Source organism: Amycolatopsis sp. NPDC049868 (assembly GCF_044461365.1).
Taxonomy (GTDB): Bacteria; Actinomycetota; Actinomycetes; order Mycobacteriales; family Pseudonocardiaceae; genus Amycolatopsis.
Genome location: NZ_JBITKV010000004.1, coordinates 331215 through 356595, shown reverse-complemented (window position 1 = coordinate 356595; position 25381 = coordinate 331215). Strand labels below are relative to the sequence as shown.

General features: G+C 68.0%; 19 protein-coding genes and 1 tRNA gene. 13 read left to right on the top strand and 7 right to left on the bottom strand.

What is annotated here, in order from left to right; genetic code table 11:
* The first annotated feature begins 76 nt into the window (after nt 1-76).
* The 4 genes from ACIBTM_RS20185 to ACIBTM_RS20170 all read left to right on the top strand — a co-directional run bounded on the left by ACIBTM_RS20185 (nt 77) and on the right by ACIBTM_RS20170 (nt 5302).
* Nucleotides 77-2182: an alpha-galactosidase gene (locus ACIBTM_RS20185; protein ID WP_395878593.1), complete on the top strand. Its 2106-nt coding sequence runs from the start codon at nt 77-79 to the stop codon at nt 2180-2182.
* Nucleotides 2183-2320: 138 nt separating this feature from the next.
* The gene (locus ACIBTM_RS20180) at nt 2321-3592 is read left to right on the top strand and encodes an extracellular solute-binding protein (RefSeq protein ID WP_395878592.1); all 1272 of its coding nucleotides are present in this window, start codon (nt 2321-2323) and stop codon (nt 3590-3592) included.
* A gap of 34 nt (nt 3593-3626) precedes the next feature.
* On the top strand, nt 3627-4487 hold the full coding sequence (locus ACIBTM_RS20175) for a carbohydrate ABC transporter permease (RefSeq protein ID WP_395878903.1): 861 nt from the start codon (nt 3627-3629) through the stop codon (nt 4485-4487).
* On the top strand, nt 4484-5302 hold the full coding sequence (locus ACIBTM_RS20170) for a carbohydrate ABC transporter permease (RefSeq protein WP_395878591.1): 819 nt from the start codon (nt 4484-4486) through the stop codon (nt 5300-5302). The genes ACIBTM_RS20175 and ACIBTM_RS20170 overlap by 4 nt, the downstream gene beginning before the upstream one ends.
* A 99-nt stretch (nt 5303-5401) precedes the next feature.
* Here the strand turns inward: ACIBTM_RS20170 and ACIBTM_RS20165 are convergent, their stop codons facing one another.
* A complete protein-coding gene (locus ACIBTM_RS20165; RefSeq protein ID WP_395878590.1) occupies nt 5402-7039 on the bottom strand; it encodes an ABC-F family ATP-binding cassette domain-containing protein in 1638 nt (545 codons plus the stop codon).
* A 148-nt stretch (nt 7040-7187) separates the two neighbouring features.
* Here ACIBTM_RS20165 and ACIBTM_RS20160 point away from each other — a divergent pair, with 148 nt between their 5' ends.
* From ACIBTM_RS20160 to ACIBTM_RS20150, 3 genes are all read left to right on the top strand, one after another.
* Complete coding sequence (locus tag ACIBTM_RS20160; RefSeq protein WP_395878589.1) at nt 7188-8078, top strand: PaaX family transcriptional regulator C-terminal domain-containing protein; 891 nt, start codon at nt 7188-7190, stop codon at nt 8076-8078.
* Nucleotides 8079-8114: 36 nt separating this feature from the next.
* Nucleotides 8115-8894: an enoyl-CoA hydratase/isomerase family protein gene (locus ACIBTM_RS20155; RefSeq protein ID WP_395878588.1), complete on the top strand. Its 780-nt coding sequence runs from the start codon at nt 8115-8117 to the stop codon at nt 8892-8894.
* 272 nt (nt 8895-9166) lie between these two features.
* Nucleotides 9167-11383: a glycosyl hydrolase family 18 protein gene (locus ACIBTM_RS20150; protein WP_395878902.1), complete on the top strand. Its 2217-nt coding sequence runs from the start codon at nt 9167-9169 to the stop codon at nt 11381-11383.
* A gap of 35 nt (nt 11384-11418) precedes the next feature.
* Here ACIBTM_RS20150 and ACIBTM_RS20145 read toward each other — a convergent pair whose 3' ends face one another.
* On the bottom strand, nt 11419-12126 hold the full coding sequence (locus ACIBTM_RS20145; protein ID WP_395878587.1) for an SDR family NAD(P)-dependent oxidoreductase: 708 nt from the start codon (nt 12124-12126) through the stop codon (nt 11419-11421).
* A 42-nt stretch (nt 12127-12168) separates the two neighbouring features.
* Here ACIBTM_RS20145 and ACIBTM_RS20140 point away from each other — a divergent pair, with 42 nt between their 5' ends.
* The 4 genes from ACIBTM_RS20140 (at nt 12169) to ACIBTM_RS20125 (ending at nt 16399) form a co-directional block, all read left to right on the top strand.
* A complete protein-coding gene (locus tag ACIBTM_RS20140) occupies nt 12169-13194 on the top strand; it encodes a lactonase family protein (RefSeq protein ID WP_395878586.1) in 1026 nt (341 codons plus the stop codon).
* Nucleotides 13195-13327: 133 nt separating this feature from the next.
* Entirely contained in the window at nt 13328-14497 is a 1170-nt protein-coding gene (locus tag ACIBTM_RS20135) for an alginate lyase family protein (RefSeq protein WP_395878585.1), read from the top strand.
* A gap of 139 nt (nt 14498-14636) precedes the next feature.
* Nucleotides 14637-14710, top strand: a tRNA-Pro gene (locus ACIBTM_RS20130).
* A gap of 606 nt (nt 14711-15316) precedes the next feature.
* Complete coding sequence (locus ACIBTM_RS20125) at nt 15317-16399, top strand: hypothetical protein (RefSeq protein WP_395878584.1); 1083 nt, start codon at nt 15317-15319, stop codon at nt 16397-16399.
* Here ACIBTM_RS20125 and ACIBTM_RS20120 read toward each other — a convergent pair.
* The gene (locus ACIBTM_RS20120; protein ID WP_395878583.1) at nt 16365-17138 is read right to left on the bottom strand and encodes a hypothetical protein; all 774 of its coding nucleotides are present in this window, start codon (nt 17136-17138) and stop codon (nt 16365-16367) included. The two genes, ACIBTM_RS20125 and ACIBTM_RS20120, sit on opposite strands and share 35 nt — an antisense overlap.
* A 133-nt stretch (nt 17139-17271) precedes the next feature.
* Nucleotides 17272-17784 (bottom strand): hypothetical protein, encoded by a 513-nt coding sequence (locus tag ACIBTM_RS20115; protein WP_395878582.1) that lies wholly within the window; start codon nt 17782-17784, stop codon nt 17272-17274.
* A 348-nt stretch (nt 17785-18132) separates the two neighbouring features.
* Here ACIBTM_RS20115 and ACIBTM_RS20110 point away from each other — a divergent pair, with 348 nt between their 5' ends.
* Nucleotides 18133-18318 carry a hypothetical protein gene (locus tag ACIBTM_RS20110; RefSeq protein WP_395878581.1) on the top strand — a complete coding sequence of 62 codons (186 nt, stop codon included), beginning with the start codon at nt 18133-18135 and terminating at the stop codon, nt 18316-18318.
* Nucleotides 18319-18925: 607 nt separating this feature from the next.
* Here ACIBTM_RS20110 and ACIBTM_RS20105 read toward each other — a convergent pair.
* Entirely contained in the window at nt 18926-19585 is a 660-nt protein-coding gene (locus tag ACIBTM_RS20105; RefSeq protein WP_395878580.1) for a response regulator, read from the bottom strand.
* 14 nt (nt 19586-19599) lie between these two features.
* On the bottom strand, nt 19600-20139 hold the full coding sequence (locus ACIBTM_RS20100) for a DUF1453 domain-containing protein (protein ID WP_395878579.1): 540 nt from the start codon (nt 20137-20139) through the stop codon (nt 19600-19602).
* Between the two features lie 119 nt (nt 20140-20258).
* Here ACIBTM_RS20100 and ACIBTM_RS20095 point away from each other — a divergent pair, with 119 nt between their 5' ends.
* Complete coding sequence (locus ACIBTM_RS20095; RefSeq protein ID WP_395878578.1) at nt 20259-21410, top strand: sensor histidine kinase; 1152 nt, start codon at nt 20259-20261, stop codon at nt 21408-21410.
* Nucleotides 21411-21749: 339 nt separating this feature from the next.
* Here ACIBTM_RS20095 and ACIBTM_RS20090 read toward each other — a convergent pair whose 3' ends face one another.
* Entirely contained in the window at nt 21750-25337 is a 3588-nt protein-coding gene (locus ACIBTM_RS20090) for a tetratricopeptide repeat protein (RefSeq protein WP_395878577.1), read from the bottom strand.
* Nucleotides 25338-25381: the final 44 nt, after the last annotated feature.

Genomic DNA, 25381 nt, shown 5'->3' with positions numbered 1-25381 from the left:
ACCAAACAAGAGGCCCGATGTACCGCCGAGCGGGAGCCACCTGGCCACCGCGGGCGTTCGACGCAAGGATGAGCTCGTGGCCGAGATCGTTTTCGACGACAGCACCCGTTCCTGGCTCATCCGCACGGCGGCCACGAGCTACGCGCTCAGGCTGACCGGGGACGACGCTCCCTCACACGTCTACTGGGGCCCGGCGCTCACCGCCGGCCAGCTCGCCGACGTCCTCAGCCGGACCGAGGAGCGCTGGGATGCCTTCAATGATCCCAACGAGGGACTGGACGAGCTCGCCGCCGACGGCGGCACCCGGTACTGGACCCCCGCCCTCCAGGTCCGGTTCGCCGACGGGACCCGCGCCCTCGAATGGCGCTACCTCGGCCACGACATCGACGACGGACGCCTGCGCGTCCACTTCCGCGATCGCCACTACCCGCTGCGGATCACGCTCGGCTACCGCGTCCCGGTGGGCACGGACGTCATCGAGCGCTGGACCGAACTCGCCCACGACGGCACGGACGGCCCGATCGAGATCATCCGCGCCGACTCGGCGACCTGGGTCGCGCCGATCCGGCCGGACTACCGGATCAGCCACGTCACCGGGCGCTGGGCCGCCGAGAGCCAGCTGCTCCGCGAGTCCGTCCCCCACGGCGAGACCACGTTCGGCAGCAGGCGCGGTATCACCAGCCATCACGCCAATCCGTGGGTGATGCTCGACGACGGCGAAGCCACCGAGCGGTACGGCGAGGTCTACAGCGCCGCGCTCGCGTGGAGCGGTTCGTGGCGGATCACCACCACCCGCTCCTCCACCGGACGGCTCACCGTGACCGGCGGCTTCGGCCAGGACGGCGTCGTCCCCCGGCTCGCCCCCGGCGAAACGCTCACCACCCCGGTCTTCGCCGGGTTGTACACCGACGGCGGATTCGGCGCCGCGAGCCGCGCCTGGCACGCGTACACGCTCGACCACGTCCTCCCGCATCCCGGCGAACTCCGGCCGGTGCTCTACAACTCCTGGGAGGCAACGGGTTTCGACGTCACCGAAGCCGGGCAACGCGCGCTGGCGGAGAAGGCCGCGGCGCTCGGCGTCGAACTTTTCGTGATGGACGACGGCTGGTTCGGCGCCCGCGACGGTGATCACGCGGGCCTCGGCGACTGGCAGGTCAACCGCGCCAAGTTCCCCGACGGTCTCGAACCGCTCGTCCGCGAAGTGCACCGGCTCGGCATGAAGTTCGGCCTCTGGGTCGAACCCGAGATGGTCAACCCGGACAGCGATCTGTACCGCGCCCACCCGGACTGGGTCCTGCACCATCCACATCGGACACGGTCGGAACTGCGACGGCAGCTGGTGCTCAATTTCGCCCGTCCGGACGTCGCCGAATGGGCGTTCGGCACGCTCGACTCCCTCGTCGGCGAGCACGGGATCGACTTCCTGAAATGGGACATGAACCGTCCTTTCAGTGAAGCGGGCTGGCCCGGCGGTGGCGATCCGGACACGCTGTGGGTGGAGCACACCCGCTCGGTCTACGCGATCATGGACCGCCTGCGCGCCCGCCATCCCGGGCTGCGGATCGAGGCGTGCAGCGGCGGTGGCGGGCGGATCGACCTCGGGGTGATGGCCAGGACCGATCAGGTCTGGACCTCCGACAACACCGACGCGCTCGACAGGCTCGTCATCCAGCACGGCTACGGCCAGGTGTACCCGGCGCGCGCGATGTCGGCGTGGGTCACCGACGACCCCAACTTCGTCACCCACAGGTCCACTCCCCTGCGTTTCCGGTTCCACGTCGCGATGGCCGGTGTACTCGGCATCGGTGGCGACATCGTGCGGTGGCCCGAGGAGGATCTGGCCTACGCGCGCGAACAGATCGGGCTGTACAAGGACATCCGGCCGCTCGTCCAGCACGGCAGGCTCCACCGTCTCGTGCCGCCGGCCACCGACGGTGTCTCCGCGCTGCAGTACGTGGCGGCCGACGGCGGGCGCGCGGTGGTGTTCGTGTTCCGGCAAGCGGCACATTTCCACACTCCCGAACGACCGGTCCGGCTCGGCGGTCTCGACCCCGCCGCCCGCTACCGTGACGAGGACACCGGAAAGGTGTGGCACGGGGCCTCGCTCCTGGCACACGGCCTGTTCCCCGGCCTTCCGGACGGTGATTTCGCGAGTGCGGTGATCCGGTTGACGAAGGTTTGAGCCCGGCGATAGATCAGATGTATCACCACTTTTCGCCGATCAAGGGTGGATAGAGCCGCTTGACATCCCTCTAGACATCCGATCGAATGCCGTCGTATATGAGACGTCGTGCATCGCCGCGAGAAGGGTGACTGGGGCATGAGAAGGTCCTTCGCGTTGGGAGCCGCACTACTCCTCGCCGCGAGCCTCACCGGATGCACCGTCGGCGGCGGGACGAACGCCTCCGGCGGCGAGATCACCTTCCTGACGTTCGAAACGCCGAACCTTCCACCGTCCTATTGGGACTCCGCCATCAAACGCGTCTCGGACCGGAACCCCGGCCTGAGCGTGAAGAAGCTGGTCGCCCCGTCGACCGACCGCACCGGCTACGCCAAACAGCTCCTGCAGTCCGGCCAGTTCCCCGACGTCGCGATCGCCGTCGATTCGGCCGGGTTCGCCGAATCGGGCAACCTCTACGCGTGGACGCCCGAGGAACTCAAGGACTTCCAGTTCCCCGGCGCCAACCCGATCAAGGGCGGGCACCACCAACTGCCGGCCAACACCCAGACCATCCCGCCGATCTACTACAACAAGAAGCTCTTCGCCGACGCCGGGATCACGTCCGCGCCGTCGACCTGGAACGAGCTCCTCGCGGCGTCGGAGAAACTGAAGGCGAAGGGCATCACCCCGTTCACCATCGGCGGCGGCAAGGAAGGGTTCCCGTCCGCGATGCTGCTGGACGGCCTGGTCAGCGTCGAGGTCTACGGCAAGACACCGGACTGGCTTTCCCAGCGGCGGGCCGACAAGGTCAAATTCGCCGACCCGGCCTTCCAGCAGGCGTTCGGCAAGTTCGCCGATCTGGTGGCCAAGGGCTACATCGACAAGACCCAGGTCTCGCGGGACTACTCGGCGACCGAGGCGGCTTTCCTCAACGGCGAAGGCGCGATGTACCCGATGGGCAACTGGTTCGCCGCGAGCGCCGACGCCAAGAAGCCGCCGTTCGAGATCGGTGTCTTCAACTTCCCTTCCGAGGACGGGAAACTCGTCGTGCCCGCGTACACCGGTGGCGGCATCGTCGTCAACGCGAAGTCCCGGAACCTCGACGCGGCGAGGAAGTTCGCGCTCGCCTTCCAGCTCGACAAAGAGCAGATCGACGCCTCGGTCAAGGCCGACGGCCTGTTCCCCGCGATCAAGGGTTACACGCCGCCCGCCGACGTCGGCCCGGTCTTCAAGGCGGGATACGAGCTCTACCGGGAAGCCGTCGCGAAGAACGCGGTCGTGAACGCCTTCAGCTGGGAAACCGCGGACGACGGACTCCTGCCGGGTATGAAGGACAAGGTCTACCAGGCCGCACAGGACGTCATCACCGGCCGCAAATCGGTGGCCGACGCCTGCGCGTTCCTGGACACCGAGTGGGCGAAGGCGCGCTGACGCCACAATGCGGAGAAAACCGATCCTGCCGCGACTGTGGCATTTCGCCTCGTTCGGCGCACCCGGCGTCGTCATCTATCTTTGCTTCGTCATGGCGCCGATCCTCATCAGCTTCGGCTACAGCCTGACGAATCACAACCCGTTCAACCCGCCCGCGGAGTTCGTGGGCCTGGAGAACTACCGGCTGCTGTTCCAGGACGAACAGTTCCTGACCGCGCTCCGGGTCACCACGATCCTGACCGTGATCGTCGTGGTCGTGCCGAACGTGCTCGGACTCGGCGTCGCGTTGCTGCTCGACCGGAAAGGCTGGCTGTACAACGCTTTGCGGAGTGTGTTCTTCACGCCCGTGATCCTCAGCTCGGTCGTGGTCAGCATCATCTGGACGAAACTGCTCGACGACCGGGGCCCGGTCAACGACGCGCTCCGCGCCCTCGGCGTCGAGCATCCGCCGGGCTGGCTTTCCGACCCGGATCTGGCGCTGTACTCGGTCGCGTCGATCGTGTGCTGGCAGATGCTGGGATTCTGCGTGGTCGTGTACCTCGCGGGCCTGCAGGGCGTCCCGGCCGAACTGCTGGAGGCCGCGGAGATCGACGGTGCCGGCCCGGTCCGCCGCTTCCGCGCGGTGACCTGGCCGCTGCTCGCGCCGTCGCTGACGATCAACACCGTCGTGCTGCTGATCTCGGCGTTCAAGACCTACGACTACGTCAAGGTCGTCACCAACGGCGGCCCGGGTTCGGGGACCACGGCCACCATCGCGTTCTCCGTCCTCGCCACCGGCCTCGACGCGAACCACGTCGGCTACGCGTCCGCGATGGCCATGGTGATGCTGGTGATCGTGGCGACCTTGACCACGATCGTGCTCCGGTTCCTGCGGCGCCGGGAGGTCGACCTGTGACCACGAAACTCCGGCCCGTCGCGGCGATCCTGGTGAGCACGCTCTTCGCCGTGCCGCTGTACTACGTGCTCGTCAACGTGTTCAAACCCGGCGAGCTGATCGCCCAGGAGCCGGCGTCGGTCCCGCTGCCACCGACGCTGTCCAACATCCACGCCGTGCTCACCAGGCCCGACGGCCTGTTCTGGGTCAGCCTGGCGAACAGCGTGCTCGTCACCCTGCTCTCGATCATCGTGCTGACCGTGCTTTCGGCCATGCTCGGGCACTATCTGGCGCGTTCGGCCAAGCGGTGGACCAAAGTGCTCGCGCTGATCCTGTTGGCGGGCTTGATGATCCCGCCCCAGGTGATCCTCATCCCGGTCACCGAGGTGCTGCGGCTGACCGGGTTGATGGCGACGATCCAGGGCTTGGTGCTGTTCAACGTCGGCTACTACGTGCCGTTCGGGGTCTTCGTGTTCACCGGGTTCATCCGCGGGGTGCCGGTGGAACTGGAGGAGGCCGCGCTGCTCGACGGTGCGAGCCGGGCGCAGGTGTTCTGGCGGATCGTGTTCCCGCTGCTGCGGCCGGCCACGGCGAGTGTGCTGATCTTCCTCGGGGTGTGGATCTGGAACGATTTCATCGACCCGTTGATCATCCTCGGCCCCAGCCAGGGGACCACGGTCACCACCGGTATCTACCGCTCGATCGGGCAGTACCAGGCGGATCTCGGCAGCGTCTTCGCGCTGATGTTCCTGGCGACGCTGCCGGTGCTGATCTTCTATCTGGCGCTGCAGAAGCAGTTCGTGAAGGGACTCACCGGCGGCGCCACCAAGGGCTGACCCCGCCTGTCAAGGCCCGATGCCAGGAACGGTCCTTTCCTTGCAAAATTTGCAAGGAAAGGACCGTTCCTGGCACGCGCGGCGACGTGAAAGGGCTGCTCAGAGTTCCGTGACCTTCCCATCGGCCACTTCAAGCCGCCGTGTCGTCGCGACCGCGTCCAGCATCCGCCGGTCGTGCGTCACCAGCAGCAGCGTCCCCGGATAGTCCGCGAGCGCCGACTCCAGCTGCTCGATCGCGGGCAGGTCCAGGTGGTTCGTCGGCTCGTCGAGCACCAGCAGGTTCACCCCGCGCGCCTGCAGCAGCGCGAGCGCCGACCGGGTCCGCTCCCCCGGCGACAACGTGGCCGCCGACCGCAGGACGTGCGCGGCCTTGAGCCCGTACTTCGCCAGCAGCGTCCGCACGTCGGCGTCGGCGAGTTCCGGTACCTCCCTGGCGAAGGCTTCGAACAGCGGAAGGTCGCCGAGGAACAGCTTCCGTGCTTGATCGACTTCCCCGACCACGACACCGGAACCGAGCGAAGCGGCGCCCTCGTCGACCGGGACCCGCCCGAGCAACGCCGCGAGCAGCGTCGACTTCCCGGCGCCGTTGGCCCCGGTGATCGCGACCTTGTCCGCCCAGTCGATCTGCAGGTCGACCGGGCCGAGGGTGAATCCGCCCCGCCGCACCACCGCGCCGCGCAGGGTCGCCACGACCGCGCCCGCCCGGGGCGCCGCGGCGATCTCCATCCGCAGTTCCCATTCCTTGCGCGGTTCTTCGACGACGTCGAGCCGCTCGATCATGCGGTCGGTCTGGCGCGCCTTCGACGCCTGTTTCTCGGTCGCCTCGCTCCGGAACTTGCGGCCCACCTTGTCGTTGTCGGTGGCCTTGCGCCGGGCGTTCTTGACGCCCTTCTCCATCCACGAACGCTGCATCGCACCACGGGCTTCGAGCGAGGCCTTGGTGTTCGCGTACTCCTCGTACTCTTCCCTGGCGTGCCGTCGCGCGACGGCACGCTCCTCCAGATACGACTCGTAGCCGCCGCCGTAGGTCCGCACCTGCTGTTGCGCGTAGTCGAGTTCGACGACGCGATCGACGGTGCGGGCGAGGAATTCCCGGTCGTGGCTGACCAGCACGGTCCCGGCGCGCAGCCCGGTCACGAACCGCTCCAGCCGTTCCAGGCCGTCGAGGTCGAGGTCGTTGGTCGGCTCGTCGAGCAGGAAGATGTCGTACCGGCTCAGCAGCAGCGAGGCCATCCCGGCGCGGGCCGCCTGCCCGCCCGACAGCGACAGCATCGGCTGGTCGAGGTTGACGGTGAGCCCGAGATCCGCGACGACCTCGCCCGCCCGGTCGTCCAGATCGGCCCCGCCGAGCGCGAGCCAGCGGTCGAGGGCCAGCCCGTAGGCGTCGTCCGCGCCGGGTTCCCCCGCGGTGAGCGCCTCGGTCGCGGCGTCGAGTGCGGCCTGGGCGGCGGTGACGCCGGTGCGCCGGGAGAGGAACGCGCGGACGGACTCACCCTCCCGGCGTTCCGGTTCCTGTGGCAGGTGACCGACGGTGGCCGTCGGCGGGTTCAGCCGTACACTGCCCTCTTCCGGCGGCACGAGTCCGCCGAGGGTCTTCAGCAGGGTCGACTTGCCCGCGCCGTTCACACCGACGAGACCGATCACTTCGCCCGGGGCGACGACCAGGTCGAGACCGGAGAACAGAACACGGTCGCCGTGGCCGGCGGCGAGATCCTTGGCAACGAGTGTGGCGCTCATGAGATCAGTAAGTCTACGGGGACCGATTGAACAGCTCGTGGTCCCTCGGAAGAGTGGCAAGTATCCAAGCGATCACGGAACGTGGGTAACCTGGATGTTCTTCTGGACCCGAACGAATCCCCCCGAGCATTGAGGTCGGTGACAGCAAATGGCGGACTCCGCCACCCCGGTCCCCGTCGTCCACCAGCAGAAAGGCGGTACTCGCAGGCCGACATTGAGCAGGCGACGGGAAGTCGGTCATGCCAGCGCGCGGTCGCTGCTGATGACGATCCTCGGCGAGTACGTCCTGCCCCGTGACCAGGCGATCTGGACGTCGACACTGGTCGAGGCCCTGCGCGTGCTGGACGTCGAGGAGAAGTCCGCACGACAGGCGCTGGCCCGCTCCTCGGCCGAAGGCTGGGTCGTTTCCGAACGCGTCGGACGAAGAGTGCGATGGTCACTCACTCCACCCGGCAGACGTCTGCTGACCGAAGGCGCGGAACGGATCTATGCCTTCGGCAACGAGGAGAAGACCTGGGACGACCGCTGGCTGATGCTGATCGTCTCGGTCCCCGAAGCGAAGCGGGATCTCCGGCACAGGCTGCGCACGCGCCTGACGTGGGCCGGGTTCGGCTCACCGGTGGCGGGTGTCTGGGTCAGCCCGGACCTCAGCCGTCAGCGGGAGGCACAGCAGATCGTGCAAGAGCTCGGCCTCGACGCCCAGGCGATGTCGTTCACCGCCGCCTACGGCGACGTCGGCGATCAGGAGACGATGGTCGCGCGATCCTGGGACCTCAGCGACCTCAAGGACCGCTACGAAGACTTCATCGACCGCTTCACCGGCCTGCGTCCGTCCGGCGAACACGGCGTCCTGCGCGCGCAAACCGAACTCGTACACGAATGGCGCAGCTTCCCGTTCCTCGATCCACGGCTTCCGCTGAAACTTCTCCCCGACGGGTGGAGCGGCGTGCGCGCGGCGGGCCTTTTCCACCGCAAACACGTCGAATGGCGACCAGAAGCACAGGCGCAATGGGACGAACTCGCGGCGACCTCGGGCTAGGGTCACGGGAAACCGACCCACCGGAGGGAACCCGCCTTGGCCACCTCGATCCGCCTCGACCGTGAAGACGACCTCGCCGTCCTGACCATCGCTTCGCCGCCGCTCAACCTCTACACGGCGGAGCTGCAGCGCGAACTGGGCGAGGCGATCGGCGAACTGGAGTCCACGCCGCCGCGTGCGGCGCTGATCCGCGCCGAGGGCAAGATCGTCAGCGGCGGGGTGGACGTCTCCCTGTTCGACGCCCAGTCGAACGCGGCCGAGGCGAAGGTGCTCTTCGACGAGATGCTGGCGATCCCCGACCGGATCGCCGCACTCCCGTTCCCCACCGTGTTCGCCGCCCACGGCCTGTGCCTGACCTGGGCCTTCGAGGTCGCCGTCGCCTGCGACATCATTCTCGCGAGTGAGAAGGCCAAGTTCGGCCTGGTCGAACGGGTCGTCGGCCTGACCCCGACCATGGGCGGCACGCAGCGGCTCGCCGCCCGTGCCGGTGTCGGCCGCGCGAAGGAGTTCGTGATGACGGGCGCGACGTACGACGCCGCCACACTCGAACGCTGGAACGTGGTCAACCGGGTGTTCCCGGCGGACGGCTTCGACGAAGCCGTCCGTGCCTTCACGACCGACCTCGCGCAGGGGCCGACGCGGGCACACGCCGCCACCAAGAAGGTCCTGGAGCATTACGAGCACGGTGGCGTCGCCGAGGCGAACGAGCACATCACGACCATCGCCGCCGGGCTCTTCGACACCGAGGACCTGCGCGGCGCGGTGAAGTCGTTCCTCGCCGACGGCCCGGGCAAGGCGACCTTCACCGGCCGCTGACCCTTCTCGCACCACTTCGAAACCGCGGCACCGCTCTCAAGCGGCGCCGCGGTTTTCGTTTCAGCAGGACGGTTCCGGCGGCGGATTCCGCCGAGCGCACGACAGGACGGCTCACGACCGACGAATCGGTCTAGACCTTTTATGCGCTCCGCGCTACATTCATCTGTGGTCTAGACCACACGCGCCAGTTTCAGAGCAGGTCAGTCTCGCCGCCTCTTTTGGAGAGAACCGCCATGAGACGCACCAGAAGAAGACTACTCAGCGCACTCACCGTGACACTTCTCGCCGCCGGACTCCTCGTGGCCGCAGGTAATCCGGCGTTGGCGGCGGGCCGCCTCCGCGCCGCCTTCACCTTGGCCGGAACCACCGGTGAGTACACCGTCACCAACCCCAGCAGCGAAACCGTCGCCGACTGGTCCATCACCTTCACCGTGCCCGCCGGCGTGACCGCCACGAGCGGCTCCCACGCCACGGTTTCCCAGTCCGGCAACCAGGTCACCCTCACCCCGGCGTTCTACATCAAGTCGCTCGCGCCGGGCCGTTCGACCTATCCCTACAGCCCGTCGTTCCGGCTCAGTTCCGCGGTCAACCCGGCCACGTGCCGGATCGACGACGCCAACTGCGACGGCTCGGGCGACACACCGCCGTCGACCCCGGCCAACCTGCGTCTCGTGGCGAAGACGACCACGACCGCCGCGCTGGCGTGGAATGCCTCGGCCCCGGGCTCCCTGCCCGTCACCGGTTACGACGTCTACCAGGGCACCACGCTGGCGGCCTCGGTCACCGGCACCGAAGCGAGGATCACCGGGCTGACGCCGAACACGGCCTACAGCTTCACCGTCGTCGCCAAGGACCGGAAAGACGCCAAGTCCCCGCCCACCCCGGCGCTGGCGGTGACCACCAACAATCCGAGCGACGACACCCAGGCACCGACGGCGCCGTCGAACCTCCGCTCGACCGCGGTCACCTCGGGCTCCGTCTCGTTGGCGTGGAACGCGTCCACGGACAACACCGGTGTCGTCTCCTACGACGTCTACCGCGGCGCGACCCTCGCCACCACCGTCACCGGGACGACCGCGACGGTGACCGGGCTTTCACCGTCCACTTCGTACTCTTTCACGGTCAAGGCCCGCGATGGATACGACAACGTCTCCGCCGCGAGCGCCGCAGTCAGCGCCCGCACCGGCGACATCGTGAACGGCTACGCCCGGGTCGGCTACTTCGTCCAGTGGGGCATCTACGGCCGCCAGTTCTTCGTCAAGAACCTGGTGACCAACGGATCGGCCGCCAAGCTGACCCATCTGCTGTACGCCTTCGGGAACATCGACCCGGTCAACCACACCTGCCTTTCGGGTGTCACCAAGGGAACGACGTCCAATCCGCAGGACCCGAACCAGGGCGACGGCGCGGGCGACGCGGAAGCCGACTACTCGCGGCCGATGTCCGCGTCCCAGTCCGTCGACGGTGTCGGCGACACCGGCTGGGAGACGCTGCGCGGTAACTTCAACCAGCTGAAGAAGCTCAAGGCCAAGTACCCCAACCTGAAGGTGCTCATCTCCTTGGGCGGCTGGACTTACTCGAAGTACTTCTCCGACGTCGCGGCCACGCCCGCTTCGCGGCAGAAGTTCGTCGCGTCGTGCATCGACACGTACCTCAAGGGGAACGTGAAGGCGTACGGCGGCGCCGGCGGGCCGGGCACGGCCGCCGGCATCTTCGACGGCATCGACATCGACTGGGAATGGCCGGGCAGCCCCGACGGGCATCCCGGAAACCACTGGAGCGCCAACGACAAGACGAACCTGACCGCTCTGCTGGCGGAGTTCCGCACGCAGATGGACGCCTACGGCGCGACCACCGGCAAACGGTACGAACTGCAGGCGTTCACCCCCGCCGACCCGGCGAAGGTGAAGGGCGGCTGGGAGATTCCGAAGATCTTCGACTATCTCGACGTCGCGAACGTGCAGGGCTACGACTTCCACGGCTCGGGCAGCGACAACTCGTGGGAGCCGAACCGCACCGGCCATCAGGGGAACCTCTACGCCGACGCGGACGACCCGTACAACTTCAAGTTCAGTGTGGAATCGGCGATCAACGCCTACACCGAAGCCGGTGCCAATCCACGGAAACTGACCCTCGGGCTCGCCTTCTACGGTAGAGGCTGGCAAGGGGTCGCGGACGGCGGGAAGAAGGGTGAATGGCAGAGCGCGACCGGAGCCGCGCCAGGCCAGTTCGCCGAGGAAGCAGGTACTCGTGGCTACGCGAATCTCTTGGCCAGCGTCCCCAACTGCGCCGTCCAGCACGACACCGCGGCCGTGGCCACGTCGTGTTACACCGGCAACGGCGGGCAGTGGTGGACCTTCGACGACGCCTGGTCCATCCAGCAGAAGGTCGCCTGGCTCAAGACGAAAGGACTGCTCGGGGTCATGGCCTGGGAGATGTCCGGTGACACCGGATCCCTCATGACCACAGTGGACAACTCACTGAAGTGACGGTCCCCCTGGGTGCCGGTGTCCGGCACCCAGGGCTAGACCGAGTCCTTGGTCGCGGACCAGCCCCCGTCGACCACCAGCTGCGTCCCCGTGACGTACGAGGCCGCGGACGAGGCAAGGAACGCGATCACCTCGGCCACCTCGGCGGGCTCCCCGAGCCTCCCCGCCGGGGTGGCCTTCACCGCGCGGGCGTGATCGGCCTCGTCCACCGCGTCCCAGACCGGCGTGAGGATCGGACCGGGCAGCACGGAGTTCACGCGGACGTCGGGCGCGTACTCCACGGCCAGCTGACGGCCGAGCGCCACCAAAGCTCCCTTGCTCGCCGCATAGGCGGGCCGGCCGGGCAGGCCGACCATGGCGTGCACCGAGGAGACCAGGACGATCGACCCCCGCCGCTCCCGCAACGACGGCAGGCAGGCCTTGGCGCCGAGATACGCGCCCGCCAGATTGACGTCCAGCTGGCGGTCCCAGTCCTTCCTGCCGAGCTCGTGCAGCGGCGCCATCACCGCGGTGAACGCGTTGCTGACCAGGACATCGACCCCACCGCACGTCTCTTCCGCCAGCTCGACGGCCCGGCGCCATGTGTCTTCCTCGGATACGTCACCGACGACGCCGTGCTGGAGTCCGGGCTGCTCGGTGATGTCGATGCCGACGACGGTGTGGCCGTCCGCGGTCAGGCGGGCGACGGTCGCCGCGCCGATACCGGACGCCGCTCCCGAAACGATCGCGCAGGATGTGGCCAAAAGGGATTCACCTCCACCTCGGCTTGCTGCACAGTGTGCCTCGTGACTTCTGCGAACGACGACCGGACTCTGCTCATCGTCGGCTCCTACACCGCCGCGAGCAACGGACGCGGCGAGGGCATCGGCACGTTCCGGCGCGACGCGCGGACCGGGGAGCTGGCCCCGGCGGGCTCGCTCGCACTGGATTCGCCGAGCTGGCTGACCCCGCATCCCGCTCTTCCGGTGCTCTACGCCGTCAACGAGACGGCCGAAGGCGCGATCACCGCCATGGCGGTCGCCGAAGACGGGACCCTGTCGGCCTTGAACTCGCTGCCGACCGGCGGAGCGGATCCGTGCCATCTGTCGGTCACCCCGGATGGCCGGTTCCTGTTGTGCGCCAACTACAGCGGCGGCAGCCTGGCCGCGTTCGCCCTGGGCCCGGATGGGGTGCCCACCGTGCGGACCGCGCTGGTCCGGCACGAAGGCACCGGCCCGAACACCGAACGGCAGGAAGCCGCGCACGTCCACATGGCCGTCGTCGACGAGACGGGCACGCTGGTCAGCGCGGTCGACCTGGGCACCGACGAGATCCGCAGCTATCGCCTCGGTGAGGAAGGCGAACTGATCCCCTTGTCGGTGTCGACGCTGCCCGCCGGAACCGGCCCACGGCAACTGGTCCGGCGTCCCGGTACGAGCCACGCGTACGTCGTCGGCGAACTGGCCGCCTCGCTGGTGACGGTGCGCGAAGAGCCGCCGGGCACGTTCGCCGTGGAGAACTCCGTTGCGGCGACGCTCGACCCGGGTGGCGAGAACCTCCCGGCGCAGCTCGTCCTGCACGACGACCGGCTGTTCCTCTCGAATCGGGGCCCCGACAGGATCACGGAGTTCACTTTCGACGGTGTCCTCCCGGAGGCTGTGGCCGCCCATCGCACCGGAGAATGGCCTCGGCACTTTTCCGTTGTCGGCGAGCATTGTTATGTCACGGCGCAGAGTGGTGACGCGATCCAGGCCTACGAACTCGCCACCTGGCGCCTGATCGGCACTTATCCGGTCGGAAGCCCGGCCTTCGTCGGCCTTTGGCCGCATTGATTCGTTCAGCCCGCTGAACAGCGGGTATCTCTTTCTTTTCGGGGTAAACGAAGGCCTTGACGCAACTGGTTCAGACCATGACACTGAAGCGCACGCCGCCGGTGACCTGGCTCACACCCGCCCGAGGAGAACCGTGTCCCTACCGAGGAAACTGCTCGCCCTGGCCACGCTCGTCCCGTTGGCACTAGGCCTTTTCAGCGTTCCGACCCAGGCCGCGCCCGCCACTTTCACCCATCCCGGCGTGCTGGTCAGCCGCCCGCAACTGGATTTCGTCCGCGCCAAGGTCCAGGCCGGCGCGCAGCCGTGGAAACAGGCCTACGACGCGATGATGTCGACTCCGTACGCCTCGCTGTCCCGGTCACCGAAACCACGCGCCATCGTCGAATGCGGCTCCTATTCGAATCCGAACATCGGCTGTACCGATGAACGGCAAGACGCGATCGCCGCGTATTCCCTTTCGCTGGCGTGGTACATCACGCGCGACGCGAAATACGCGACAAAGGCGATCGAGATCATGGACGCGTGGTCCGCGGTGCTGAAGGATCACACGAACAGCAACGCTCCCCTGCAGTCGGCGTGGTCGGCCTCCTCGTGGCCACGCGCCGCGGAGATCATCAAGCACACCTACCCGAGCTGGCCGAATTCCGGCCGCTTCGGCACCATGCTCCGGAACGTGTACCTGCCCGAGGTGATCAACGGCAGCCACAGCAACGGCAACTGGGAACTCAGCATGACCGAGGCCGCGATCGGCATCGCCGTGTTCCTCGACGACAAGACGACCTACGACAAGGCCGTCGCGAAGTTCCGGACCCGCGTCCCCGCCTACCTCTACCTGACCAGCGACGGCACGCTCCCGAAGACCGCGCCCGGCAGCGGGCTGGACACCCGCGACAAGATCGTGAAGTACTGGCAAGGCCAGACGACGTTCGTCAACGGCCTCTCCCAGGAGACCTGCCGGGACTTCACACACACCGGCTACGGCCTCGCCGCCATCGCGGACTTCGCCGAGACCACCCGCATCCAGGGCCAGGACCTCTACCCCGAGATCGCCGACCGCCTCCGCGAAGGCCTCGGCTTCCACGCGAAGTACCAGATGGGCGCGGCCGTCCCGTCGTGGCTGTGCGGCGGCAGCCTGAAGCTCGGCCTCGGCCCGGTCACCGAAGTCGGGTACAACCACCTCCACACCCGCCTTGGGCACACCATGAGCAACACAGAGGCCCTCACCCTGCGCCAGCGTCCGGCGGGCACCAACAACCTGTTCGTCGCCTGGCAGACCCTCACGCACGCCGGCAACCCTCAGTGACCCCGTGGGGGCCGCCCGAATGCGGCAGGGCGGCCCTCACGGACCGTTTTCCCAGCTCAGACACACAGTGACCCCTGGTTGCAAGCCCCGATTCGGGACCCGCTAAAGTACTCACATCGCACTCCACGGAGCGCGGGTCCGGGCTGTGGCGCAGTTTGGTAGCGCACTTGACTGGGGGTCAAGGGGTCGCAGGTTCGAATCCTGTCAGCCCGACCGGAAGACGAAAGGCCCGTGAGCAGCATAACCGCTGCTCACGGGCCTTCTTCATGCGCAGGCATCGTCACGCGCTCAAGCCCTGGTGCGGATAGATCCATTCGCCTCAACGCTCAACCTGTCCACGATCGCCGCCGAAACAGGTAGCACCGCCGAACCTGTGAGCGACCATAATCAGGACTGGGTGGTGATGAGTATGAGAGCACGACCTCGCGTCACATCGGCGGGCCGAATCGTCCGGCGTCTGGTCCGGCTGGCGGTGTTCACCTTCCCCGGAGGGCACTACATCGAGCTACCGGGGATCTTCGTCGACGACCAAAACCTGTGGGCGATCGTATGCGACAAGTGTCCCCGAGTGGTGAGGATCTCGGAGGTCCGCGGACACCCTGGGACCTGCGATCGAGATCGCAGGTCTTGTCGATGCCTTCCGCTCCGCCGCTGCGACGATACCGACTGCGGGGCGCTACTGGTCTATGAGTCCAAGGCCAAGACGAGACGTGGCGTCACGTGTAGCAAGACCTCGCACACGCCTCCTCCGCTCTTCACCGGTACACGAGATCCCAAGAACAGCTTGGAGTACGACTTCGTTTACAACGGAGTCGCCTGATGTGGTTCGCCTCGCTGCTCACGTCGAGTTCCGCTTCCTTCGGCAGGATCCTGATCGTTGGTCTGCTGCCGAGCTCCGTGCCGATCGTGTTCGTCTGGATGCTGCTCAGGGCGCACAGTTTCTCCGGGGCCAGTGACTGGAGCAGGCTGATCCCGCCTGATCTCCGGACCGACCTCCTTCAGGTACTGATCGCCCTGGTGGTGATCACTTTGCTGACCGTCCTGGTGCAGCCCTTCCAGCTCAGGATGGTCCGGCTGCTCGAAGGGTACTGGGACAGCTGGTGGCTCACCGCACAAGTCGCACCCCTGTTCATCGAGTACCAGACCCGCAAGAAGGAACTGCTCCTCGAGCGGATCGACCGTCTCCGCGAGCGGCTCGACCTCGTGGCCAAAGCGCCACCGCCCACCACACTGCAGGAACAGAAAAAGCGGCACCGCGACCACGCGAGAATGGCGGCCGCGAGGCGCCGGGCCAAACTCAGGCTCCAGCGTTATCCTCGGCCGACGGACACGGAGGACCCGGAAACCCCGTTGCTGCCGACGGCGCTCGGCAACACACTCCGAACCGGTGAGACCTCAGCCGGTGAGCGGTACGGTCTGAATACCCTTTTCTCGTGGCCGCGCCTGTATCCACTGCTGTCCGACAGACTCACCGCCGCGCAGAGCGCTGCCCGTGATTCACTGGACGCGGCCGCCACGCTGTGCATCAGCTTCTTCGTGGTTTTCGTGGTCGCTGTCGCCGGACTCGCGGACGAACCGAAGGCGTACTGGATTCCGGCCTTGGCCTTCGTCTTGTGCTGCCTTTCCTACGTCGGATCGATCGCTGCCGCGGCGCTGTTCACCACGCACGTTCGGGTCGCCTACGATCTGCACCGCTTTGACCTCCTCAAAGCCATGCACCACGAACTGCCCAAGACAGCGGCGGACGAATACTTCCAGTTCAAGCAGCTGTCCGACTTCTTCATCAGTGAGTCGGCGCACACGGCCGCGGACGGGCTTGCCTCGGACAAGCTGGCGAACCGGACTTACGAACACCCGGCCGAGCCGGCTAAACCTGCCGTCTCTCCGCCGGTTCAGGAATAGCCGGAGCCGCTCGCACCACACTGACCGCCCCGCAAAAACCCAGCACCCGCAACTGCACCTCGGACGGGCCAGTCCCGATCACACCCCGCACCGGGGTGAGCAACGCGCCGGACGCACGCAGATTCAACCGCCAGCCGGCCGGGACCACGAGGCGCACATGCCCGAACACGACGGTCACCTGCACCTCGCCTGGCGACTCCGTCAACGGCGACAGATCGACCTTGAGCTCCCCCAGGATCGCCCTGGGCCGCAGTACTCCCGCCGCGGACTCGGATGCCACCACCCGCCCGGTCATCAAGATCCTGGTCCACGACCTGCCCAGCCGCGAGCCGGCGGACAGCACCAGCGCCGCTCCGGCCAGTACGACGATTATCGGGACCACGACGTCCATGAGTGGCGCCGCGACGCCGTTCCGAAGTCCCAAGGCCAGCAAGGCCGCGAAGGAAAGCAATCCCGGCGCGAGCAATGTTTCGATCCGCAACACGGACCTCACCAGGTTGAACGCGGCAAGGCCAAGCAGTATCCAAGGCCACCACGCGGTGAAGGCGTCCCAGGCGAGTCGGAACCTGGCCGACGTGTCACCGAGCAGGTAGCCGCCGACGACGGCCAACGGAAGACCAAGCCAGATCCTGGCCCTCAGCTCCCGGCCGGATCCAGCAGCGGGTGCGATCGGGGTCTGTGGTCGCGGCGCGGGACGCACGTTCTCCGACGCGGATGGGTCACTTCCTTCGCCGCTCACTCTCGGCAGAATAGACGGTCGGGGCGCGACGAACGGCAGCAACGCCGAGAGCACTCGGCATCACGTGACCGTCTTCGCTGGCGGATGCGGACCTTGCTGGTCGCACTTTGACCGCTCACTCCCGGCCACCCGCCTATGGACGCATTGTGTCAATGTTCATTTCCCGCAATTTCTCATTGGCCATGAGGCCTTGCCCACCGGCCATGATCACCATTGCCGCGAGATACCCGACGCTCTCTTTCGCCTTCCTCCACAGTTCCCGCAGGCTCTCGGCTTCTTCACCGCTCGCCTCGGCGATCCGGAGAAAGTCGTTCAGCACACCTTCAGCAGGAAGCCGGTAACCAGAGTACACAGCATACGCAGTCTTTTCCGGGTAGGCAGAGGCGATAAACAAGTTCTTGCCCTTCTTGTCTATCGCGGCGACGAGCTTTCGATGAAATGTGGCCGCCTCGACGGAATGGTCCACTATCTTGGGCACATCCTGAAAGAGTGCTTCGACCTCAAGGCCGAAGGGATTGGTCGACCGCTCTGTCGCACTCAGCGCCAACTTTTCTTGCACCTCTCGACGCCGAGTCCGCCAATAGTGAAGGTCCCGCTCTTTGTTCGCGGCCCATGCCAGCACCATCACTTCCAGCGTCTCGTCCACCGGAAGCTGCTTTCCCGCCAGGGCGGCGTAGATCGTCTGCTTGGCAGGTCTGTCGCGACGAGGATCCTCAGGGTTGTACTTGCCCGCCGGACGCGCGATGTCTCGTACCGGGACAGGAGGGCTGGCGGAGTCCCGCAGCTCTCGAAGTTCGCGAGCGAAGTCGGCGAGAGGGCCTTCGGCGTCTCCCGGTGGACGACGATGTGCCGGCAACTGCGCCTCCCGGTCATTTCATGTCCTGTGGGAGTCATCTTAAGTCCAGAAGAGGCGAACACGGTCCAACTCACCTGTCCAATGAACGAGCTGGACAGGACGGACCCGTCTGGCCACGTAGACGTGGAGGTGGCTCTAGTGGGCGGCAAGGTGACGGCGTTCGCGATACTTGTTCTGTTCGCCCTGTTCTGCGGCGCGACTACCACGATGTTGACCTGGTTGTCGGGTGCCAGGCCTGCCACCGCGACCATCGCGGGCGGGTCCACGTTCGGCTGCACGACAGTGGTGGGGCTTACGACTCTCGACTTCTTCTTCGGGTCATGACCTGAAGGCGACCAGGGCACCGGTACCGAGACAGTTGGGTTGGCCGTGAGCGGCGATTCGGGCTAGGGCCTGTATCGAAGTCTTCGTCAGTGGGTTGAGCCGGTGTGGGCGTGTCGGTGGTCGAAAGTTGGGGGGTCTCCGGTAGTTGGTTCGTCGACCAAGAAGAACCTTGAGCACCGCCGGTGACCTCGTGGACACCTCAGCGGTGGTGGGACGGAGCCGTATTGGAGGCCCCGACCTGGACTTCTTCTGGACGCCGACCTCCGGATCGAACTCAGCAAGACCGCTGCGGAAACCTAGTGTTCCGCTGGGAGTCAGGGGGCCGCAGGTTCGAATCCTGTCAGCCCGACCGGAAGAAAGGCCGCTTGATTTGGACGAAAGTCCGGGTCAGGCGGTCTTTTCGTTGTGGCGTAACGTTGACTTTCCACCACCGGGGCCATGGCCCGGAACGGTCTGCGGCCCCTGCCGGAAATGCACGCACGTCGCCGCAGAGGCGCTGCGGCGGCAAGTCACGCAATTCGCTACGGGCGGCTCGCTGAAGTCCATCACCGAATCCACCGGACGACGTCGCGTTGGGGAGCGAGGACGAAAACTTGATGAAACGCGATCAGGTGAAGCGGTAAGGCGCGGGAGCCGGTGTGCTCAGCGCGTACCGGACGGCTTCGGCGCGGGAATGGAAGCCCGCCTTCGCGAACAGATTGTTGATGTGGGTCTTGACGGTGGCTTCGCTGATCACCAGCCGCTCGGCGATCTCCGGGTTCCGCAGGCCTTCGCCGATCAGGCCGAGGATCTCCTTCTCCCGCGAGGTGAACCCGAACCGGTCCCCTTCCTCCCCCGCGCGCGACCGGCGCGACGCGAGGGTGAGGAGCCTCCGCTGGACCTCCGGGGCGACGACGACCTGGCCGTCGGCGGCGGTGCGCACGGCCTGCTCGATCTTCGCCCGGTCGGCTTCCTTCGTCAGGTAGCCACTCGCGCCGGCTTCGAGCGCGGCGAGGATCGACTCGTCGTCGTCGAGGCTGGTCAGGACCACCACCTGGACCCCGGGTGCCGCGGCCTTGATCCGGCCGGTCGCTTCGACGCCGTCGATCACCGGCATGTGGAGGTCCATCAGCACGACGTCCGGCGCATCCCGGGAGACCGCGGCGACGGCCTCCTCGCCGTTGGTGGCCGTCGCTACGACGGTGATGCCGTCGGCGATGTCGAGCATCACCGCGAGTGCCTCCCGCACGGACGCCTGATCGTCGACGACGATGAGCGACACGGTCACCTGGGTACCTCCGGTCAGCGGCGGGTCTTCCTGGCCTGCAAATTGTCGAGGAACGGCGAGGTGGTGTGCGCCTTGCCGTCCTCACCCTTCTTCCAGACGATACGGCTGTCGGTGCGCACCGCCCTGGCGAGCACGACGACTCCCTCGACGAGCATTCCGACTCCGATGGTCAGCATGACACTGTTCCCGCCGGAGGCGACTCCGGTGATCAGGCCGAGCAGCAGGTTCGCGCCGACCTTGGCGGCCACGTTCAGGACCCACAGTGCGATCGTGAGCCACGTGTAGCGCATGTACGCGACGCCGTCCTGCTGATAGATCCGGATGCTCGCGCCCCGCAGGACTCCGAACAGGACACTCACCGCGAGCGTGCCCACCAGGAACGCCACCGCGGTCGCGGACTGCACGCTTTCGTCCACCTTGGACAGGCCGATCACCGCGAGGATCGCGGGCAGCAACAGCATTCGCTTGGCTTCGGCGACGTCCCCGGCCAGGCGGCGGATCAGGACGTATCCGACCGCGGCGACGATCAGGACGATCTCGACAGGAGTGCTCATCGTTTCCCCCTCGGGCAGGTTTTCGAAGACACTCCGACGCTAGGGCGGTGAGCGCGCGCCGTCGTGCGGCGGCAGCCGTATCTTCGGGTGGAGAACCCTCTCCACCCTCAGGAGCTCCGATGACCGGAAACGCGACGGTGCTCCGCCGCGAATGGGTCGCCGACAGGCTGATCCGGCCCGCCCTGATCACGGCGGCGATCGTCGTGACCGGGGTCGGGATCTTCACCCAGCAGGTGCACGCCCGGCTCCTGACCACCGTGCTCTTCGTCTTCGTCACGCTCTTCGCCCTGGCGTCGTTCCTGCCGTGGGACCGGATCCCGCAGCGAGCGCGGCTTCTGCTCGCGAGCGGATACGCCGTGTCCGCGGCGGTGCTCCTGCCTCTTGCCCCGAACACCTTCGCGCCGATGTTCGCCTATCTCGCCGCCACGGTCGCCGGGATCAAGCTCGCCTCGCGCACCCTGGCGGTCGTGGTGGCCGTCCTCGACGCCGTCTGCTGCGCGGTGGCGGTCGCGGTGGTCGGCGCGGTGACGCCGAACGCGGGCGTGTGGCCGTGGTGGCTCGCGCTTTCGGTGGGCCTGCCGGTGCTGCTCGGCATCGCGCGCCGGGACCGGCGCGATGCGCTCTTAAACGCCGAACGCGCCGCCGCCGAAGCCCGGCGTGCGGCCGCGTCCGAGTCGCGGGAGGCCGCGCTGCTGGAGCGGACGCGGATCGCGCGGGAACTGCACGACGTTCTCGGGCATTCGCTGACCGGGATCGCCCTGCAGCTCGACATGGCCGACGCCCTCGGTACGAAAGGCAGGGACGCGGAAGCCGGCGACGCCGTACGCCGCGCGCGGTCGCTGGCGGTGGACGGCATCGGGCGGATGCGGCAGGCGGTGCACGAACTGCGCGAGGACGCCTTGCCGCCGGAAAAGACCCTGGCCGCGTTGTGCGCGAGCGAGGCGGCGTCCTTCGAGGTGGCAGGCACCGCGGGTCCGCTCGGCGGCGGTGTCGCGCACACCCTCGTCCGCGCCGCGCAGGAGGCGCTCACGAACGCGGCCAAATACGCTCCTGGCGCCGCACGCGCGGTGCGACTCGGGTTCTCACCGGAAACGGTCACGCTCGTCGTCACGAACGGTCCCGCCGGGGAGCGGACGAAAGCGGACAGTGGCGGTGGGATGGGGCTGGTCGGGATGCGGGAGCGGGCCACCGCGCTGGGTGGGTCGGCGCAGGCGGGTCCCGCCGCGGACGGCGGCTGGACGGTCGAGGTCCGGCTGCCCCGGGCGGACTGAGACCCCGGACGCCGCCGGGAAGTCTCGTCAGCCCTTGCGCGCGAACGAGATCCGCTTCAGCCCGTCGGGACGTTCGTCGGCCAGGTACAGCTCGCCGTTCTGATCGGTGCCGAACGTGGTGGCGTCGAGCGGGAACTCGCCGACCCGGGTGCTTTCGTAGGTGCCGTCCGCCTTCTTGCGGACTGCCCAGGCCGTTCCCTGGCAGAAGTGGGAACTACCTGGCGGCGGCGTCGAATCCGGCGAAACGCTACATCACGGATTTCGAGCCGCAGACCAGGACGGTGTGGCTGTCGGGGATCGCCGCCTCTGGGACTCAACCATGTGAAGCAACGGGAGGGCTTATGGGGCGAATCCGCCCTTCCGGAGGGTGTCGATGATTCCCACCGCCTCGTCCACCCGATTCAGCCCCAGCAGAGCCTGGGCCTTCGTCGCCAGCGCCTTGATCCGGATGCTGTCCACCAGTCGGGGCACGGCCGCGGTCAGGCCTCCCAGAACTCGCAGCGATTCCTCCGCCGCCTCGAGCGCCTCGTCCAGCCGTTGGCCGTGCTCTACCCGGATCTTCGCCGCGACGTAGAGCGTGCGGGCCAGCTCCACCTCGAACAGGGCGGGCCGCAGCCGGGCCAGTTTCCGGTACAACACGACGGATTCGGTGTTCGACGCGAGCGCATCGTCCGGCCGCCCCAGCGTCGACAGCATGGTCGCCGCGTTGTTCAGGGTGGCGGCGAGCTTCGGCCCGTACCGCACTGGGTCTTGTTCGGCGAGCCTCCGGCGGATGCGGACCGCGCGCTCGGTCGGCACCAGCGCCTCACGCGTCCGGTCGAGCCCGTCGAGCATCGCTCCGACGTTGTGCAAAGCCGTGGCGTACATCGGTTCGTAGTCCGGGTCGACGGCCGCGAGCCGCTCGTAGGCCACTCTGGCTCGCTGCCCCGCAGCGAGCGCGTCGTCCGGCCGTTCCAAGCCGGACAACGTCATGCTGGTGTTGGTCAGCACCCGCGCCACGTCGCCCGCGTACTTGTCGGGGTCCGCCTGCGCCAGCCGTTCGAACAGGTAGGCCGCTTCCCGGTTGGCCTGTAACGCTTCCTCCCACCGGTGGACATCCGCGAACCGCAGTCCCAGGTCTGCCAGCACATTCGCCAGCGGAGCCTCGTACTCGACGGGGTCTTCAGCAGCCAGGCCCTGGTGCAGCGCGACCGACTCCTGGCAGGCGGCAACCGCCTCCGCCCGCCTGCCCAGCGCCGCCAACGCCATCCCGAGGCCGCGCAGGGCACTGGCCAGCAGCACCTCGTTCTCCGTCGACTGCCGCCCGGCCCGCAGACAGGACACCGCCTCGGTCAGCACTTCGGCCTGCCGCTCGTACTCGCCCAGCTCCCCCAACTGCGCCCCGAAAAGGATCAGCATCCTGCCGAACTCACGGGCGTGTGCCATCCGGTCGACCGGCGTCAGCCGGCGGAACACCTCGGCGGACTCCTCCGCGACCGCGACGGCTTCCGTCTTCTCGCCCAGCGCGGAGTGCAGCTTGACGCAGGTCGCCAGCGCGGCGGCGAGCATCGGGTCGAACGGGCCGGGTGCGAGTCGCCGGTAGATCTCCACCGCCTCCATGGCCGCCGCCAAAGCGGTCCGCGCGGGCACCTCCGACCGGCTCAGGTTCACCAGCGCCTGGCCGAATTCCGGCTCGTGCCGCGCCGGATCGGCCGCGGCCAGCCGCCGGTAGAGGTCGACCGCATCGCCGAGCACGGCGTTCGCCTCCTCTTTGCGGGCGAGCGAAGACAGGTCGCTGAAGAGGTTGTTCAACGCCAGCGCCAACACGTGCTCATACTCTTCCGGGTGCTCGCCTGCCAACGCCCGCAGCAGCTCAACGGCTTCCTCGGCGGCCTCGGTCGCCTCCGCCCACCGCTGTTCGCCGGCCAGCGAGCGGCCGAGGTTCATCAGCGTCCGCGCGAGGCCGCCGCGGTGCTGTCCGGGGTCCGCCCGAACCAGTTCGCGGCGTAGTTCCACCGCCTCGACGACGAACGGCGAGGCCTCCGCGAACCGGCCCAGCTCCCCGAGACAGGTGCCGATGTACTCGACAGTGCCGGCGAGTGGCACCAACGCCGATTCGCGGTCACCGCGAGCAGCTACCCGGTACGCGTCGAGCGCCTGCTCGAACTCCGCCAGCGCCTCCTGGTAGCGGCTCGCCAGCACCAGCCGCCAGCCGAGGTTCTGGCGCAGGTTCGCCCGCTCCACCAGGTCGCTGGTCTCGATGAGGCGTGCGGCGGCCAGTCGTTCGACCAGCGCACAGGCCCCCGCGTCCAGTTCCACGTGGCGGTGTTCGGGCAGCAGCGGCTCGATGCCCGCGAGCACGTCCGTGCCGATCGCGGGATTGTGTGCCAGTGCCGTCAACGCGACACCGCCGGCGGCCAGCGCCAGCTCCGGGTGCGCGCGCAACAGCGGGGAGATCTGGGCCTCGGCGAGGTGCGGCCAGCGCTGCGCGGCCTCCACGAGCATCGCGAGCCCGGCCCGTGCGTAGTCGGGAGGCCCGTCGTCGGTCGGGGCGAGCAGGATCAGCGCCACGCCACTCGCCCACGGGTCCGGCACGTGCCCGTCGAGCCCGTGGCCAGGTGTCTGGAGGGCCAGGAAGTCCTCGGCGAGCCGGTCCGGGTAGAGCGGTTCGAGCATGGTCGCCGAGTCGGTCGGCGGGTAGCAGCGGGCATGGTCACGCAGTACTTGCCCCGCCGATTCCCGTGACGACGCGATACCCACGCGCTCGAGCACCGCCACAGCCGGCCAATACGACATCGCGCGTGCCACGGTGGCCGTGAACACCGTTTGCGCCATCACTTCCGGGGTCGTGGAGATCGCCTGGCCGGCGGGCAGCTCGTAGAGCGACCGCCAGTAGTGCCGCTCGCGCGCCAGCAGGTAGGCGGACAGCTCCGCCGGGTCCTGCGGCGGCTCGACGCCCCGCACTCGCGCGTCCACGGCGGTCAGCGCCGCCATGAGCAAGGTCAGGGCCAGCCCGAACGGGGCTTCGCCGAGCCGCGCCGGAACCGACACCGCGTCCGGATCCGGGAGGCCGAGAAGGCCCGCGAACCGGTCCCGCGCGGCACGGAACACGACCTGCCGGTCGGCGGTGGTGGCGGCCAGCGGTGGCAACACGAGCTGGTCGGCGACGAGGTCCCGCTCGGCGAGGGTGTAGCACAGCGACTGCCACCAGCCGCCCGCCGGCCGGGCCAGCAGGAGCACGTAATGCGTGTTGCCGTCCTGGCGCAGCCCGTCCACCAGCGCGAGCAGGTCGGCGAGCGGCCAGCGTTCGGCGTAGTCCACCACCAACAGCTTGCGTCCGGCTTTCCTCAGGGCGGGACCTTCGGGCGCGAGGTCGGTGTGGTGGCGTGCCTGACCCACGGTCCAACCGTCGTCGGCGGCGTTCATCGCGAACTCGGCCGCGAGCCTGCTCTTACCCTGCCCGCCCGGACCGTGCACCAGCTTGACGTGCACGCCGGGGCTCGGGTCTGCCAGCCACTCGGCGAGCGCCGCCAACTCGGCCTCCCTGCCGGTGAACGGCACGATCCGGTTGCGGGCGGCCAGCAGGTGGCTCAGCGCGAACGTGCCGGCGCGCGGCGCACCAGGCGTGGCGAGCGGGAACGCCTCCACCCGGAACACGGTCGGCTCGGTCCGGCCGGTCGGCCTCGGTTCGGAGCGGGCGTTGTCCGCGTAGTACCGCGCCGCCCGGCGGTCCGCCGCGCCCGCGCCGAGCGCGGCGGCGATCCTCTCGGCGACGTCGGCACTGGGCGTCTTGCGCCGCTTGAACACCTCGCTGAGGTAGGTCTCGGAGATGCCCGCCCGCGCGGCCACATCCCGCTGCGACCTACGGACTCCCACGCGGAGCCGAGCGAACAGGTCGTCGAGGTGGCCCGCCCAGCCCGGCCGGGCATTGTCCTTACCGCGGTTCATCCAGCCTCCGTCCTGCGGACTTCGCCCGGCATCGGCGAAGTTTT

Bases quoted from the DNA above. Each gene is read 5' to 3' on its own strand.
- ACIBTM_RS20180 (WP_395878592.1), top strand. From the start codon at position 2,321: ATGAGAAGGTCCTTCGCGTTGGGAGCCGCACTACTCCTCGCCGCGAGC.
- ACIBTM_RS20165 (WP_395878590.1), bottom strand. From the start codon at position 7,039: ATGAGCGCCACACTCGTTGCCAAGGATCTCGCCGCCGGCCACGGCGAC.
- ACIBTM_RS20160 (WP_395878589.1), top strand. From the start codon at position 7,188: ATGGCGGACTCCGCCACCCCGGTCCCCGTCGTCCACCAGCAGAAAGGC.
- ACIBTM_RS20125 (WP_395878584.1), top strand. From the start codon at position 15,317: ATGTGGTTCGCCTCGCTGCTCACGTCGAGTTCCGCTTCCTTCGGCAGG.
- ACIBTM_RS20100 (WP_395878579.1), bottom strand. From the start codon at position 20,139: ATGAGCACTCCTGTCGAGATCGTCCTGATCGTCGCCGCGGTCGGATAC.
- ACIBTM_RS20095 (WP_395878578.1), top strand. From the start codon at position 20,259: ATGACCGGAAACGCGACGGTGCTCCGCCGCGAATGGGTCGCCGACAGG.
- ACIBTM_RS20090 (WP_395878577.1), bottom strand. From the start codon at position 25,337: ATGAACCGCGGTAAGGACAATGCCCGGCCGGGCTGGGCGGGCCACCTC.